Origin of the sequence: Janthinobacterium sp. KBS0711 (assembly GCF_000988085.1) — a bacterium.
GTDB lineage: Bacteria > Pseudomonadota > Gammaproteobacteria > Burkholderiales > Burkholderiaceae_D > Janthinobacterium > Janthinobacterium lividum_E.
Map to the genome: position 1 here is coordinate 443,761 of NZ_LBCO01000035.1, position 16,051 is coordinate 459,811.

The 16,051-nt window shown below is 61.9% G+C and carries 14 protein-coding genes; 10 read left to right on the forward strand and 4 right to left on the reverse strand.

The genetic code is table 11. From position 1 onward, the window contains the following. Positions 1–5: 5 nt before the first annotated feature. Genes VM94_RS25115 through VM94_RS25125 form a run of 3 tightly spaced genes read right to left on the reverse strand, consistent with a single transcriptional unit; the run spans position 6 to position 4,179 of the window. Positions 6–1,217 (reverse strand): class I SAM-dependent methyltransferase, encoded by a 1,212-nt coding sequence (locus VM94_RS25115; protein ID WP_046685912.1) that lies wholly within the window; start codon positions 1,215–1,217, stop codon positions 6–8. Beyond that, a complete protein-coding gene (locus VM94_RS25120; protein WP_046685913.1) occupies positions 1,214–2,155 on the reverse strand; it encodes a UDP-glucuronic acid decarboxylase family protein in 942 nt (313 codons plus the stop codon). Before VM94_RS25120 ends, VM94_RS25115 begins: the two co-directional genes overlap by 4 nt. Then, positions 2,152–4,179 carry a tetratricopeptide repeat protein gene (locus tag VM94_RS25125; protein ID WP_046685914.1) on the reverse strand — a complete coding sequence of 676 codons (2,028 nt, stop codon included), beginning with the start codon at positions 4,177–4,179 and terminating at the stop codon, positions 2,152–2,154. Before VM94_RS25125 ends, VM94_RS25120 begins: the two co-directional genes overlap by 4 nt. A 444-nt stretch (positions 4,180–4,623) precedes the next feature. Between VM94_RS25125 and VM94_RS25130 the strand changes: the two genes are divergently transcribed. The 8 genes from VM94_RS25130 to VM94_RS25165 all read left to right on the forward strand — a co-directional run bounded on the left by VM94_RS25130 (position 4,624) and on the right by VM94_RS25165 (position 12,571). Further along, positions 4,624–6,102: a flagellin N-terminal helical domain-containing protein gene (locus VM94_RS25130; protein ID WP_046685915.1), complete on the forward strand. Its 1,479-nt coding sequence runs from the start codon at positions 4,624–4,626 to the stop codon at positions 6,100–6,102. 84 nt (positions 6,103–6,186) lie between these two features. Next, on the forward strand, positions 6,187–6,555 hold the full coding sequence (locus VM94_RS25135) for a flagellar protein FlaG (RefSeq protein WP_046685916.1): 369 nt from the start codon (positions 6,187–6,189) through the stop codon (positions 6,553–6,555). 240 nt (positions 6,556–6,795) lie between these two features. Beyond that, entirely contained in the window at positions 6,796–9,474 is a 2,679-nt protein-coding gene (gene fliD, locus VM94_RS25140; protein ID WP_235433018.1) for a flagellar filament capping protein FliD, read from the forward strand. A 21-nt stretch (positions 9,475–9,495) separates the two neighbouring features. Beyond that, a complete protein-coding gene (gene fliS, locus VM94_RS25145; protein ID WP_046685917.1) occupies positions 9,496–9,942 on the forward strand; it encodes a flagellar export chaperone FliS in 447 nt (148 codons plus the stop codon). Between the two features lie 3 nt (positions 9,943–9,945). After that, on the forward strand, positions 9,946–10,272 hold the full coding sequence (locus tag VM94_RS25150; protein WP_046685918.1) for a flagellar protein FliT: 327 nt from the start codon (positions 9,946–9,948) through the stop codon (positions 10,270–10,272). 26 nt (positions 10,273–10,298) lie between these two features. Next, entirely contained in the window at positions 10,299–11,480 is a 1,182-nt protein-coding gene (fliK, locus tag VM94_RS25155; RefSeq protein WP_046685919.1) for a flagellar hook-length control protein FliK, read from the forward strand. Beyond that, positions 11,473–11,799: an EscU/YscU/HrcU family type III secretion system export apparatus switch protein gene (locus VM94_RS25160; RefSeq protein ID WP_034787205.1), complete on the forward strand. Its 327-nt coding sequence runs from the start codon at positions 11,473–11,475 to the stop codon at positions 11,797–11,799. Before fliK ends, VM94_RS25160 begins: the two co-directional genes overlap by 8 nt. A gap of 25 nt (positions 11,800–11,824) precedes the next feature. Further along, positions 11,825–12,571, forward strand: coding sequence for a flagellar brake protein (locus VM94_RS25165; protein WP_082127906.1), 747 nt, complete (start codon positions 11,825–11,827; stop codon positions 12,569–12,571). Positions 12,572–12,710: 139 nt separating this feature from the next. On the opposite strand, the gene fliE is transcribed toward VM94_RS25165, so the two are convergent. Beyond that, entirely contained in the window at positions 12,711–13,013 is a 303-nt protein-coding gene (gene fliE, locus VM94_RS25170) for a flagellar hook-basal body complex protein FliE (protein WP_230539976.1), read from the reverse strand. A 316-nt stretch (positions 13,014–13,329) separates the two neighbouring features. Here fliE and fliF point away from each other — a divergent pair, with 316 nt between their 5' ends. Together fliF and fliG are read left to right on the forward strand one after the other, a co-directional pair. Beyond that, complete coding sequence (fliF, locus tag VM94_RS25175; protein ID WP_046685921.1) at positions 13,330–15,045, forward strand: flagellar basal-body MS-ring/collar protein FliF; 1,716 nt, start codon at positions 13,330–13,332, stop codon at positions 15,043–15,045. After that, positions 15,038–16,036: a flagellar motor switch protein FliG gene (fliG, locus tag VM94_RS25180; RefSeq protein ID WP_034787109.1), complete on the forward strand. Its 999-nt coding sequence runs from the start codon at positions 15,038–15,040 to the stop codon at positions 16,034–16,036. Before fliF ends, fliG begins: the two co-directional genes overlap by 8 nt. Positions 16,037–16,051 lie beyond the last annotated feature (15 nt).

The following is a 16,051-nucleotide window of genomic DNA, read 5'->3' on the forward strand; positions in this document are numbered from 1 at the left end:
GAACATCAGCGGTAAGGATGCTCGTCGGCAAAGAAATCGATCAAGCCGCCTTCGTGCTCGATCAGGATGGACTTGGCGATAATGCCCTCGCGCGCCATTTCCGCCGCGATATCGCGCGCGCGCCATTGCGTGGGGATGATGACCACGTCGACGGGCGCTGTTTTCAGCACGTCGCGGTAGACGATTTCCTGGCCCAGGCCCGGCACGAAGGTGCCGGCCTTGTCCGGGTCGGAATCAACCACCAGCGGGAAGCGCTGCGCGTCAGCGCCGAACTGGTGCATGAAGGCGGCGGCCTTGCCCGTGCCGCCCCAGATGGCCACGCGCTGGCCGCCGCTGGCCAAGGTATCGAGCTGGGCGGCAATGGTCTTGCGGCTGCGCTGGGCGGCGACGGCAAACGCATTGCTGTGGCGCGCCTGCTCGCGCAGCGGCTTCGGAATCTGCAGGCGCACCAGCGCATACACCACTTCGCCGTCATAGCCATGCGCCAGCTGCACCACCTCGCCTGCGCGCTGCATCAGGGTACGGAACGATTCCGTCGTGAAATGCGACATGTGTTCATAGAAGAAATCGGCCAGGCGGCCCGTGGCGAAGACCCGGTCAATGCACGGCACTTCGGCAAACAGCCAGCACGGCTTGTCCGAACGGGAGGCGGCCCACGCCATCTGCTCCACCAGCGCGGCCGGATCGGTCAGGTGCTCGAGTACATGTCGGATCACCAGCGCATCAGGCGCGAACTCGGGCAGGTCCTGCAGCGGCTGGAAATAGCGCGCGTGAAACTCCACGCCGCGGCCCGTTTCCGGCGTGGCATTCGGGTCGAAGCCGATGAAACGGCCCTGCTCGCTGCGGGCATCGGCCAGCGCGCGCACGAAATGGCCTTCGCCGCAACCGATGTCGATCACCGTGGGCGAAGCCGGCAACTGGGCCAGCAGCACGTCGCGCGTATCGGCCAGGTGGCCTTTCCAGATGCCGCCCTTGTTGAACATGCGGTTAGGATTGTTTTGGTAGGGAATGGCGTCATAGGAAAACGCGCGGTTCCATACGTGCGTGCACTGCGGGCACTGCACGAAATCGTGCGGCTGCACGGCCATTGCCTGCGCTTCGGCCGCGCTGGCCGGCCAGCCCAGGGTAGCCAGGGCTTGCTGGCCGCCATCAAAAAACGCTGCCGCCACCGTGTGGGCGCAGACCGGGCACACTGCCGGGAGCAATTGCTGTTTCATGCAAAGATCACTTTCTTGAAGTAGGCGATGGTTTCTTTCAATCCATCATGCAGGCTCACCGTCGGCTCCCATTCCAGGGCGGCGCGCGCCTTGGCGATATCGGGCTGGCGGCGCACGGGGTCGTCGGCCGGCAAGGGGCGGAAGACCAGTTCGCTTTTCGATTCCGTCAGGCGCAGCACCAGTTCGGCCAGTTCGCGGATGGTGAATTCGGCGGGATTGCCCAGATTCATGGGGCCGATTTCCTGCGTCTGGTTCATCATGCGGACCATGCCTTCGATCAGGTCGTCGACATAGCAGAACGAGCGCGTCTGCTGGCCGTCGCCGTACAGGGTGATCGGATCGCCGCGCAGCGCCTGCACGATGAAGTTGCTGACCACGCGGCCATCGTTCGGATGCATGCGCGGGCCGTAGGTATTAAAGATGCGCACGACACGGATATCCACGGCCGACTGGCGGTGATAATCGAAAAACAGGGTTTCCGCGCAGCGCTTGCCCTCGTCGTAGCAGGCGCGCGGACCGATCGGGTTGACGTGGCCCCAGTAATCCTCGCGCTGCGGATGCACCTGCGGGTCGCCATACACTTCCGAGGTGGACGCCTGCAGGATGCGCGCGCGCTTGCGCTTAGCCAGGCCCAGCATGTTGATGGCGCCCAGCACCGAGGTCTTGGTGGTCGATGTGGGGTCGTTCTGGTAATGCACGGGACTGGCCGGGCAAGCCAGGTTGTAGATGCGGTCCACTTCCACGTACAGCGGCAGCCAGACGTCGTGGCGCAGCAGCTCGAAGCGCTTGTGGCCCAGCAGGTGGCGGATATTGTCCTTGCTGCCCGTGTAGAAATTATCCACGCACAGCACATCGTGGCCATCGGCGATCATGCGGTCGCACAGGTGCGAGCCGAGGAAGCCGGCGCCGCCGGTAATCAGGGTGGTACGGGCCATCATTGTTCTCCTGCGTTGTCAATTACAGCCATCCGCGCCTGCCACATGCCCCACATGGCGTCTTCGAAATGGCGCGCAAAACGGGGCGCATCGTACAGGGGTGAGGCCAGTACTTGGGCGCGCAAGCCGGCGCGCAGGGCCGCCAGCTGCGCCAGGTCACCGGCCTTCTTGGTTGCAATAGCCACATATTCATCATCACCCGCGGCGACCCAGTCCGGCAAGCCCGCATTGTGCAGTACCGATTCGCCCAGGTGCGACAGGAAACTTTTGCCGCAGCGCGTGACGATGGGCAAGCCCATCCATAGTGCTTCCATGCTGGTCGTGCCACCCGGATACGGGAAGGGATCGAGCACGATGTCGGCTTGCTGGTAGGCGGCCAGCAGTTCGTCGCGCGGCAAGGCGCCTTCCAGTTGCAAGCGTTCGGCGCCGATGCCGCAACTGGCAAAGCGGGCAATGGTACGGCTGCGTACGGCGGCGTCACTCAATTGCAGCGCTCGCAGCAGCAATCGGGAACCGGGCACGGCGTGCAGCACTCTGGCCCACACGGCCACCACGCCATCATTCATCTTGTTCAGTTTATTGAAGCAGGCAAACGTGACAAAGCCGTTTTCCAGGGCGGGCAAGGGGCTGACGGAAATATCAAAGTCTGGCGGAGTGAAGCACAAATAGCTGTCCGGCATATGCCACAGCGTTTCCGTGAAAGCGCCGCTCTCTTCCAGCGGCGCGACAAAGCGGTCGCCCAGCAGATAATCCATCTGCTGCACGCCCGTGGTGGCGAAATAGCCGAGCCAGGTGGTCTGCACGGGAGCGGGCCGCCAGGCAAACAGCGGCAACCGGTTATCGGCCGTATGGCCAGACAGGTCAAGCAAGACATGCACGCCATCGGCTTCGATCATTTTCGCGGCCTCCTCGTCTGTCTTGTTGACAATGGGACGCCAGGCGGAAAAATGCGGAGCGATGCGGTCCGTCAAGTCATCTACCTTGATCACGGTCGGATAGGCAATCAGTTCGACTCGCCGCGTATTCAGCGATGCCAGCATGCTTTCCAGGAAATATCCGACCGGATGCTTGCGCAGGTCGCCCGAGACGATGCCGATGCGCAAGCGCGCGGCGTCGCGCCGGCAGGACCAGGTTTCGAAAGGCTTGCTGGCACTGGACGCCACCGCTTTGCCGTACCGCCTGGCTTCGGCCAGGTGGCGACCTGTGGCGCTCGTGGCGCTGTAACTTTGCAACATCAGCAAGTTACTATGGGCACTGAAAAACTCGGGCATCATGGTGATCGCCCGGCGATAGCTGAGCTCAGCCGGGCCGAGCCGCCCCAATTCCTGCAGAACCAGTCCCATGTTGTTCTGCACTTCCACATCGCGCGGCAATAGCCGGATAGCCTTTTGTATGCACGGCAACGCGGAGCGGAGCTGCCCCTGCATCAACAAGGCCAGTCCCAGCATCTTCCAGGCCACGCCGTCATTCGCCTTGCGGCGCGTCAGCGCGCGCGCCTCACGTTCCAGCTCAGCATAGCGTTGCTGATCGAATAGCACATTCATGTGGGCATTGGGCTGTTGATCGGACTCGGACGGGGTCCTTGCCGGCGTCGATTGCATTGCTGCCCCATCGGGTATGCCATTCATGCCCAAAAGCAATGCCTGTTGCAAGCGGTCCGCGTCCAGGCTATCGAGCCCGTGCTTGCGCCCCAGCGCCAGCATTTGCTGTGCCGTTTCATGCTGGCCAGACAGGATCAACGCTTCAATATAGTCGAGCCAGCTCGTGGATTGATCAGGTTGCGCCGCGAGTACGACAGCAAAGCAAGGCACGGCAGCGGCCGCGTCGCCAACCCGCATCAGCAACAAGCCAAGTTGTCGATTGGCAAATGGCTCCTGCGGCGCCAGCTCCAGGACCGCCAGGAACAGTTGTGCGGCAAGGTCCAGCTCGCCGTCACGCAAATGCTGCTGCGCCATGTCCAGCGCCGCATTGATGGCCTGTGTTACCTCTTGTGACAGCGGCGCGGCGGCGGAGCTGTTTGCGTCCATATCAGTCGTTATCATAAAAGCTCGAAGTTAGGCCAGATCGCGCTGCCACGACAGCCACGGCAGGCGGAATGTGCGATTTGGTAACAATATTACCAGCTACGCCTTGCGCCAAGACGAGGAGTATGAGGGGAAAGGGGGGGCTTATAGATGCTTTGCAGAATGATGAGGAAGGCCCTCATGACTCCTGTGCACGTAAAGCAGCCGTCCCAAATACTGAAAATAAAAAAATTTTCCACCCTCAAGTTTTTCCCGCCCCTGCCGTCTAGCGTGCCGCGGCACGGAAAAATGAGGGTAAAAAAATAAAATAAAGAATGTTTTTCTCTATCAACTTTTTCAGGCAGCCACCGATAAACATTACAACGACGGTTTGATTGCTTCAAAGTACAGAGGCAGACCAACGTGAATAGCACATAGCGCAATGTAGTACCTGTCTGGAGAATTAAAATGGCTGCAGTAATTAACACCAACATCGCTTCCCTGAACTCGCAACGCAACCTGTCGACTTCGCAATCGTCCTTGAGCACCTCGCTGCAACGCCTGTCCTCCGGTCTGCGTATTAACAGCGCCAAAGACGATGCCGCCGGCCTGTCGATTTCCGACCGCATGACGTCGCAAATCAACGGCATGACGCAAGCGACCCGCAACGCCAACGACGGCGTATCGCTGGCGCAAACGGCTGAAGGCGCTCTGTCGAGCTCGGGCGACATCCTGCAACGCATCCGCCAACTGGCCGTGCAATCGTCGAACGCAACCAACTCGGCCAGCGACCGTCAAGCGCTGCAAACCGAAGTCGGCCAGCTGAATTCGGAACTGAACCGTATCGCTACCACCACCTCGTTCAACGGCCAGGCTTTGCTGGACGGCACGATGGGTACGGCGAACTTCCAGGTCGGCGCCGATGCCAACCAACTGATTTCGGCCAATGGCGCGAACTTCCTGACCAGCACCTACGGTAACAACCGCGTGGAAAATGCTGCAGTGCAAGCCGGCACGGTCAGCAAAGCCGCCGCTGGTGCCCTGGCAATTTCGGGCAAGTTTGGCGCCGCAACCGTTGCCACCGCAACCACTTCGTCGGCCAAGTCGATCGCTGCCGCCGTGAATGCCAAAACTGCCAATACCGGCGTAACGGCTGACGCGCGTACCGACGCCAACCTGACGTTGGGCGTGGAAGCATATTCCTTCAAGATCAATTCGGATAACTCAGCCCCAGCGGACGCCGTCACCGTATCGTTCGCCGTCACTGGCACTGCCGGTACAGCTGCCGACTTCGCCGCTGGCATCAACGCAATCAATGCGCAAACGGCCAAAACCGGCGTGACTGCCCAGTACGATGCTTCGCAAGGCGGCATCAAACTGAGCAACGCAAGTGGCGCAGACATCCAGATCACCAACACGCAAACCAATACGGTATTGAGCGTGGGCACCTATGATGAAAAAGGTGTCAAGCTGGCTACGCCGCAAACAGTTGCGGCGTCGACTGCATCGGCAGTTGCCAACGGCCGCGTCACCTTCGACGGCGACAGCAGCTTCTCGGTCAGCGAAACAACCGCAACTGGCTTGGGCCTGTCGGGTGCAGCTGCAGGCGTGAACAAGGGCTCGACCCTGAAAGCAGTGTCCACCCTGGATGTGACGACCTTTGATGGCGCTCAGCTGGCACTGAAGATCACGGATGCAGCCTTGTCCACGGTCAACAGCCAACGCGCACAGTACGGCGCTTTGCAATCGCGCTTCTCCTCGGCGATCAGCAACCTGCAATCGACGACGGAAAACCTGTCCGCCTCGCGCAGCCGCATCGTCGATACCGACTTTGCTGCAGAAACGGCCAGCCTGACCCGTGGCCAGATCCTGCAACAAGCTGGTACCGCCATGCTGGCACAAGCGAACTCGCTGCCAAACGGCGTGCTGAGCCTGCTGCGCGGCTAATCTTCGATTAGCAACGCCACATCGCTGGACTCAGGTTCCCCTGCCGGATTTCTTCGGCAGGGGAATTTTCACTAGGGGAGCAACATGACTATCGACACCATAGCTGCCGCCTCCGCAGCGCGCATCGACAAGAACTATCCATCCGCGGAAGCGGCTATCGCACGCCCGCCGGCGACACGCAGCGCGAACACCGGCATCGACGCGACGGCCAGCAAAGCCAAGGAACCGAGCCGCGAAGAATTGGACCAGGCCGTTTCGGAACTGAACCAGTCGCCACAGGTCAAAACCCAGGGCTTGCAATTTTCCATCGACGAAGACAGCCAGCGCACCGTGGTCAAAGTGATTGACCAGGAAACGCAGGAAGTCCTGCGCCAGATCCCCACCCGGGAAGCGCTGGAAATCGCCAAGTCATTTGCCTCGGCAAAAGGCCAGTTGATCAGCCAGAGCGCGTGAGCCTATGCCGACCGCAGGCGCAGGGCCAGTGCAATATAGCAACATAGCAACGGAACCGCGAGCAAGGGCCAGCCAGTCACTTCTGGACTGGCCCTGTTTTCAATGTGTTTCACATAATAAAATCCTGTCATTCCCGCCCGGCTTTTCAGCCAGCTGAAAACAGGACCATAAAACCCCCTCTCAAGTCCTGATTGATTCTGCCGATAACAGCTTATATTAGTGTTTTCCTAGGAGCAGACAGTGGCCATCGCACCAACCTTATCCTCTCCGGGCATCGGCAACAGCATCCTGGACGTGAACTCCATCATCGAAAAGCTGATGACCGCCGAATCGGCGCCCCTGGCAGGCTATGACAAGAAAACCGCTTCCTACCAGGCCAAGCTGAGTGCGCTGGGCACCCTGAGCGGCGCCGTGGGTGCCTTCCAGACGTCGCTATCGGGACTGAGCAACAGTAACAATTTCCGCGCCGTCTCGGCAATGCCTGGCGACCCGCTGGTATTTACGGCCACGGCCGGCGCCAAGGCCGTGGCCGGCAACTACAATATCAATGTCAGCCAGCTGGCGCAGTCGCAAACCTTGACCTCGGCCGGCTACGCCAGCAAGATTTCCACCATCGGCTCGGGCGCCAAGACGACCATTTCCTTCCAGCTCGGTAAAGTTGCCGGCGGCACCTTCGGCATGAACGGCACGGCGCTCAGCGGCGCGACTTTGCAAAATGGCATCAGCAACGGCTCCCTGACACTGAATGGCACGGCCATTCCCACGGATAGCACGATCAAGAGCGCGCGCGCGCTGGCCGAAGCCATCAATGCCAAGAGCAGTACCACGGGCGTGACGGCCACGGCACAGCCGGCCGCCAGCAGCGCCACCCTGTTCGCCGGCTATGGCAATGTTGCCACCGGTGCCGATGGCACCTATGCGCTGTCCGTCGGCGGCATCAATATCGTTACGCAAGGCAATGGCGTAGCTGCGGGCGCCGGCATCACTGGCGCCTCGCTCGACACCACCCTGGCCGGCCCCAACGCCATCTCGAATGCGCTGGCCGATGCCAATATCACCGTCACCGGCAAGGCTGCCGACGGCACCTTGCAATTTACGCGCGCCGACGGCACGAACATCCAGATCGAGGAAGTGGTGACGGGCGACGTCAAGGGCGGTATCGGCCATGCGTCCACGGCCACCAACACGGGCTTCAACGTCACCGTCGCCAGTTCCATCACGCTCAGCTCGACCAATGGCAGCCCCATCACGGTTGCCGGCAGCAATCCGGCCGCGGCCGGACTGACGGCCGGCACGGGCGGCGCCTATATAGGCAGCGGCTTTACCCAGGATGCGACGCAGGCGACCGGCACGGTGGTCATCGATTCCACGAACAACTCGCTGCAAGGCATCCGCGACGCCATCAACAATGCGGGTCTGGGCGTGACCGCCAGCATCGTTTCCGACGGTACGGACAAGCCCCACCATCTGGTGCTGAGTTCGTCAAAGTCGGGCGCCAATTCAAGCATGAAGATTTCACTGAGCGGCAGCGATGGCCAGCCGGCCGACAGCGCGCTGAGCGACTTGCTGTCCTACGACGCGTCGGGCACGCAAAACCTGAAACAGAACAGCGCCGCGCAGAACACCATGCTCAGCGTCAATGGCATTCCCATCACGAATAGTTCGAACAGCATCGACAGCGCCATCGAAGGCGTGACCCTGAACGTTCTGAAAGTGGGCAGCAGCTCCTTGTCCGTTTCCAAGGATACGTCGACGGTGAAGACCAGCGTCACCGCCTTTGTCAAGGCTTACAACGACTTGAACGCGTCGATCGCCAAGATGACGTCCTACAATGCGGAAACCAAGCAGGCCGGCGTCATGCTGGGCGATTCGACCACGCAATCGATCCAGTCCCAGCTGCGCAAGCAGCTGAGCACCTCGATCAGTGGCTTGGCCGGCAACCTGAAGACCCTGGACCAGGTCGGCATTACCTTCCAGAAAGACGGCAGCCTGGTGCTGGACTCGGCCGTGCTGGACAAGGCCATCAGCGCCAACTTCTCGGACGTGGCCGGCCTCTTTTCAGCCTTGGGGAAAACCACGGACAGCAACGTCAGCTTCACCAGTTCGACGGCCGCCACCAAGCCTGGCACGTACGCGCTGAACATCACCAACATGGCCAGCCAGGGCACACTGAGCGGCGCCCTGACCTTGCCGGCATCGACGACGATTGCCAGCGACACCACCTGGAGCGTCACCCTGAACGACACGGACCCTGCGGCCGCCAAGAATACGGCCACCGTGACCATTCCTGCCGGTAACTATACGCCCGCCCAGCTGGCCGGCATGATCCAGTCGTCGATCAACGGGGTGAAGACCTTCGGTGAAAACGGCGGATCGGTGACGGCTTCGATCGATGGCAGTGGCCGGCTGGTGGTGGCGTCGGCCCGGTATGGTTCCGTCTCCAACCTGGCTGTGGCCAGCGTGACCGGTACGGGCGTGGAATCGCTGATCGGCACCGGCATCACCCCCACCAAGGGCACGGACGTGGCCGGCACCATCGGTGGACAGCCCGTCATCGGTTCGGGCCAGACCCTGACAGGCGCGCCCGGTTCGCCGGCCGACGGCCTGAAGGTCGAAGTGACGGGCGGTGGCCTGGGCGACCGGGGCACGGTGAGCTTTTCGCAAGGTTATGCCTACCAGCTGAACAACATGGCCGCCTCCTTCCTCGGCACGGATGGCCTCATCACGGGCCGTACCACGGGCATCAATAACAGCATCAAGGATGTGGCCGACCAGCGCCAGCGCTTTGCCGACAAGCTCAATACCATCGAAGCGCGCTACCGCGCCCAGTATTCGCGCCTGGACGTGACGCTGAGCAAATTGACATCGACGCAAACTTATTTGACCCAGCAGCTGGCCTCCATCGCCGCCAACCGCTAAGCCCAACCATCAGGAGAACATATGTTTGGAACCCAACAACGCGGCGTCAACGCCTATGCCAAGGTCGGCCTGGAAACGGGCATCGTTTCGGCCTCCCCTCACAAGCTGATCGTGATGCTATACGACGGCGCCCTGGTGGCCGTGCTCAGCGCGCAGATGCACATGAAATCGGGCAATGTGCCGGAAAAAGGCAGGTCCATCTCGAAAGCCATCCAGATCATCGACAATGGCTTGCGCGCCAGCCTGGACAAGGAAGCGGGCGGCCAGATCGCCGAAGGCCTCGACGCCCTGTATGAATACATGAGTGCGCGCCTGCTGGCGGCCAACATCCGCAACGATCTGGCCATGCTGGAGGAAGTGCAGCGCTTGCTGACCGACCTGCGCGAAACCTGGAACGCCATCGGCGCCACGCCCGCCGCCATTCCCGGCGCCGATTTGAAACGTATGCCCAGCCTTGCGAGCGCCTGACCCATGATGACCAATCAAGAAGTATTGACCACCTACGAAGCCATGCAGACCCTGACGGGCCAGATGGTGACCGCCGCCACCAACGCCGACTGGGATGAGCTCGAAGCGCTGGAACAGCGCATCAGCGCGCATGTGGCCGCGCTGAAGGCGAATGAAGAAAAAGTCGTGCTGGAAAGCGCCGGCCGCCAGCGCAAGGTCGCCCTGATCAAGCAGATCCTGGAAGATGACCGCAAGATCCGCGACCTGACCATGCCGTGGATGGCGCAATTGTCCAAGCTGATCAACAGCACCGGCACCGAGCGGCGCCTGGCCAACGCCTACGGCGCGTAAGCGCCCACGGGGCAAGGTCCGCTATCATGTTGCCGAAGATGGATGCGATCGGCATGACGCCCCTGACCCCGGTCAAGGCCACGCGGGTGGCCGATGCCGTCGCCGACCCGCGCCAGGCCGAGTTCCAGCGCTCGCTGCAGGGACTCATCGGCAAATCCATGCAGGGACAGGTGCTGGCCCGCATGGGCGACGGCAGCTTCCTCGTGCGCGTGGCCGGCACGCCGGCCCGCATGCAGCTGCCCGCCGGCGCCCAGCCGGGCACGGAAATCCCGCTGACCCTGATCGGCATCAACCCCCGCCCCTCTTTTCAAATCGGCAATAACCGCGACCAGCCCGCCAGCGCCCTGCTGACGTATGCGGACGCGGAAGCCGAGCCCGAAGCCGCCGACCTGCGCGGCCCCCAGGCAGGTGCCGCACAAGCCGGCACGCGCGCCAGCAGCACGGCCGCCACCCTGCTCAGCCGCGCGCCCCTGACGCCAGCCAATCTGCTGCCCGCGCTGGCAGGCGACACGTCCGCGCCCGAGCTGAGCACCACCGCGCGCGCCATCAGCACCGTGCTCAGCCAGGCCGAAAGCGTGCCCGGCGCGCCACTGTCCCTGGTCGGCAAGACTCCGCTGATGGCCACGCCGGGCGCCGCCGCGGCGCAAGTGGCCCAGAACCTGCGCGATGCGGTCGGCAGCAGCGGCCTGTTCTATGAATCGCACGTGGCCGAATGGGCCGAAGGCAAGCGCCCGCTGGCGTCGCTGCTGCTGGAGCCGCAAATGCAGAAGGCGGCGCAGGGCGACATGGCCAGGACGGGTACCGATTTGGCATCGGCGCAACTGATCAATTTACAGCTGCATACGCACGAACAGGCGCGCGTGCAGTGGCAGGGCGAAGCCTGGCCAGGCCAGAAGATGCAGTGGGATATCAGCCGCGATGTGCCGGAAGGACAGCAGCACGCTGGCACGGAGGCCGACGAGGAAGCGACGGCCTGGCGCAGCAATGTGCGCTTCCAGTTCCCCCTGCTGGGCGACCTGGCCGCGCACGTGGTCTTGCAGGGCGGCCGCGTGGCCATCCAGCTGCAAGCGGGCAGCGAAGGCAGCGCCGACACCTTGCGCCAGCATGCGGCGCGGCTCGAAGCGTCGCTAGCCGCGGCGGGATGGCCGTTGTCGTCGTTGACGATCGCCGGCAAGCCGGACGCTGCCGCTGGAGAAGACGATGCTTGACGACACCAGGCGCAAGGTGCCGCAGACGGCCGTCGCGCTGGCCTACCAGAGCGGCACGCCGGCGCCCAAGGTGGTGGCCAAGGGCAGCGGCCTGATCGCGGACCAGATCATCAGCACGGCGCGCGAACACGGCGTGTTCGTGCATGAATCGAAGGAATTGGTGGCGCTGCTGATGGATGTCGACCTGGACCGCCAGATTCCGCCCGGCCTGTATCGGGCGATTGCGGAACTGCTGGCCTGGTTATATCATATTGAATCTGCGAATGGCGGGCCGATCCCGCCGCCGCCCGACACCAGCGTCAACCTCACCGATACATAGACAGGCATCAATGCAAGCACATATTATGGATTCCGGCCTCGAAAACTGGCATGATTTTGAAGTGGAATCGCGGCGGGAAATCATCGCCTTGCTGCGCGGCATCAGCGAAAAAAATCAGCTGATCCGCATGCTGATCCACGGTGAATCCGATGTGTGCGTCACGTCCATCCTGGAAGTCGATGCCGACCACAATACCGTCATCCTCGACCGTTCCGTGAATGCCGACCAGAATCGGCGCATGGTGGCGGCCACGGGCATTTCGTTTGAAACCTCGCTCGACAAGATCCGCATCCTGTTTGCCAGCGCCCTCGTGGAAGAGTGCACTTACGACGGCACGCCCGCCTTGAAAATTGCCATTCCAGAAACACTGATCCGCTTGCAGCGGCGCGAGTATTACCGCATGACGACGCCCGTGAGCAACCCCGTGCGTGTCTCGATTCCCCTGCCCCCTTCGCTGGGCGGCGCCGACACCCTGTTCCCGCTGGCCGACATCAGCTGCGGCGGCATCGCCATCCTCGACAATAAACTGATGCTGGGCGAGACCATCGGCAGGGACTATCCCGGCTGCCGCATCGACTTGCCCGACGTCGGCATCGTCACCGCGACTTTGCAAATTCGCAATTCACTGGACATGACCTTGCTGAACAACAAGCTGAACCGCCGCCTCGGCTGCCAGTTCGTCGACCTGCCGCGCAGCATGCTGGCGCACGTGCAGCGCTATATCACGCGGCTGGAACGCGAGCGCAATGCGCGCATGGCTGGATTGGGGTAAGGCAGAATTGAAGGCCACCAAACGTCCCGCCAAAGCGTAGCGAGCGGCGATGATTTGCGGCCGAGACGCGCAGCTGTACTGAAGTACAGCGAGCATCGCAGGCCGCAAAGGGCGCCGCGCAGTAGCTTTGGTGCGACGTTTACACCTGCATATTCATGATCTCGTGATACGCAGAAACCAACTTGTTTCTCACCTGCACCGTCGCCTGGAATTCGATGCTCGACTTTTGCATCGATACCATCACATCCGACAGGCTGACCTTTTCGTCGCCCATGGTAAAACGCTGGCCCAGCGCCGACGAAGCCTTTTGCGCGCCGCTCACGGAGTCCAGCGCGCTCTTGAAGGCATCGGCAAAATTCACCTTCGCCGCCGGCATCTCGGTCTGGATCGCCGGTATTTTCGCCTCCGGCCGCGTGGCCGCCGACTTCAGTTGCGCGATCATCGCCTCGATCCTGCTGCTATCGATACCGCCTGTTTTCACTTTGCCTCCCAATTCTGGTCTATTTCTGCCTGTTGCACCCAGAGAACAAAACCCTGGCTTGCAAGGCAACGACGGGTACAATAACTTCCGTCACATGTTGCCAGGGTTCCACAATACCAGCGCCAACGCCAGCCGCTCGGCCGAGCAGGCGGCAAAAGCGCCTTCTATTTGGACGATTGAAGCGCGTGACAGTGGCGGATAATTCTGCATATCGCCCCCTCCTCCAGTGGAAGCGGCCCCCACTCATTAGCAAACATACGCGCCCCGGAAGGCAATCATGGCTGTAGCCGAAGAAATCGATGTGAACCGCATACCGCCGGAACCGGCGCCTGCCCGCTCGCCCGTGGAGTCCGTGCAAGCGTTCGCCAAGACGCCGATGGGCAAGAATTTCCTGCGCGGCCTGGGCGTGGCGGCACTGATCGCCATCGGCGTGGCCCTGTACATGTGGAACCAGCCGCCCGAATACAAGGTCCTGTTCTCCAACTACACGGACCGCGACGGCGGCGCCATCACCGCTTCGCTGGACCAGCTGGGCATCAAGCACAAGTTTTCCGAAGGCGGCGGCGCCATACTCGTGCCGTCCGAGCAAGTCCACGACGCGCGCCTGAAACTGGCCGCGCAAGGCTTGCCGAAAGGCGGCAACGTGGGCTTCGAGCTGATGGAAAACCAGAAGCTGGGCGTGTCGCAATTTTTGGAACAGGTCAATTTCCAGCGCGCCCTCGAGGGCGAACTGGCCAAATCGATCGAATCCGTCTCCGCCGTCGATACGGCCAGAGTCCACCTGGCCCTGCCAAAGCCGCAGGTATTCGTGCGCGACCAGCAAAAACCGACGGCGTCAGTGCTGCTGAACCTGCACCCGGGCCGCGGCCTGGACCAGCTGCAGGTGAGCGCCATCGTCCACCTGGTGGCGTCGAGCGTGCCGGAACTGTTGCCCGTCAATGTCACCGTGGTCGACCAGGCCGGCACCTTGCTGTCGAACCAGGAAAAAGACAAGGACCGCGCCAACGGCATCAAGAGCCTGGACCCGAACCAATTAAAGTACGTGCAGCAATTGCAGCAAAGCGTGATCAAGCAGGTCGAATCGATCCTGCTGCCCATCGTCGGCGAAGGCAATGTGCGCGCCGAAGCGACGGCGGATGTCGATTTCTCGCAAAGCGAGCAGGCGGCCGAAACCTACAAGCCGAACTCGCCGCCGGAAGCATCCACCATCCGCAGCCAGCAAACGAGCGAATCGACGGGCACCGGCAATGCCAACCCGTCCGGCGTGCCGGGCGCGCTGTCGAACCAGCCGCCAGGCGTGGCGACGGCGCCGCTGACGGCCGAGGCGCCTGGCGCCCCGGGCGGCGCGCCGACGGCACCGACACAGAAGGAATCGACGACGAATTACGAAGTCGACAAGACCGTGCGCTACGAGCAGAAATCCATGGGCGGCCTGCGCCGTCTGTCGGTGGCCGTCGTCGTCAACTACCGCCGCAGCTTCGACAAGGATGGCAAGGTCACGGTCAAGCCGATTTCCCCTGCTGAAATGGTCCAGATCAATAATCTGGTCAAGGAAGCGATGGGTTACAACAAGGAACGCGGCGACAGCTTCAGCGTGGCCAACTCGCCCTTCGACGGCATCGACCGCGCGCCGGAAGGCAAGCTCGAGTGGTGGCGCGACCCGGCCAACTTGCCGCTGGCCAAGGAGCTGGCGAAATTCCTCATCACGGCCCTGATCCTGCTGTACATCTTCATCAAGATCGTGCGCCCGATGCTGCGCCCCGTGATGCGCAAGATCGACGATTTCGGCGCCCCGCCGCCCGTCATCGAGCCGGAACTGGCCAAGGACGGCGAAGAAAACGAAGTCCTGCTCAGCGAAGCGGAGCTGGAAGAACTGGAAGAAGATACGGCCCGCGGTTATCGCGAAAACCTGGCGATGGCCCGGAAACTGGCGCAGGAAGACCCGCGCGTGGTGGCCAACGTAATCAAAGCATGGATAGGCAATAATGACTGAGACAACGGGACTGCAAAAAGCATCGATCCTGATGCTGGCACTGGGCGAGAGCGAAGCGGCCGAGGTCATGAAATTCCTCGGCCCGCGCGAAGTGCTGAAACTGGGCGCCGCCATGGCCACCATGAAGGGCATCGCGCACGAACAGGTGGTCGAGGTGCTCGACGACTTCCGCGCGCAGACGGAACTCAATTCCACGGTCGGCCTCGATTCGGACGAATACATCCGGCAAGTGCTCACCAAGGCGCTGGGTGACGACAAGGCGTCCGTGCTGCTGTCGCGCATCCTGGGCGGCAAGGACGCGTCCGGCATCGAATCGCTGAAATGGATGGATTCGCAATCCGTGTCCGAGCTGATCCGCAATGAGCACCCGCAGATCATCGCCACCATCCTCGTCCACCTGGAACGCGACCAGGCTTGCGAAATCCTCGGCCATTTCACGGACCGCCTGCGCAACGACGTCGTCTTGCGCATCGCCACCCTGGACGGCGTGCAGCCGGCCGCCTTGCGCGAACTCAACGACGTGCTGACGAAACTGCTGTCGGGTAACGAAAACATCAAGAAATCGTCGCTGGGCGGCGTGCGCGCGGCAGCCGAGATCCTGAACTTCATGAGCGGCGAGCAGGAAGGCTCCGTCATGGACAATATCAAGAACTACGACAACGACATGGCGCAAAAGATCATGGACGAAATGTTCGTGTTCGACAACGTGATCGATATCGACGACCGCGGCATCCAGCTGCTGCTGCGCGAAGTACAGTCGGAAATGCTGATCATCGCCCTGAAAGGCGCCTCGCAAGAGCTGCGCGACAAGATCTTCAAGAACATGTCGCAGCGCGCCGGCGAGATGATGCGCGAAGATCTCGAGTCGAAAGGCCCCGTGCGCCTGTCGGAAGTGGAATCGCAGCAGAAACAGATCCTGCAGATCGTGCGCCGCCTGGCGGACGAAGGGCAGATTGTCTTAGGCGGAAAAGGCGAGGATTCGTTTGTCTAATTTGATTCCCAAAGA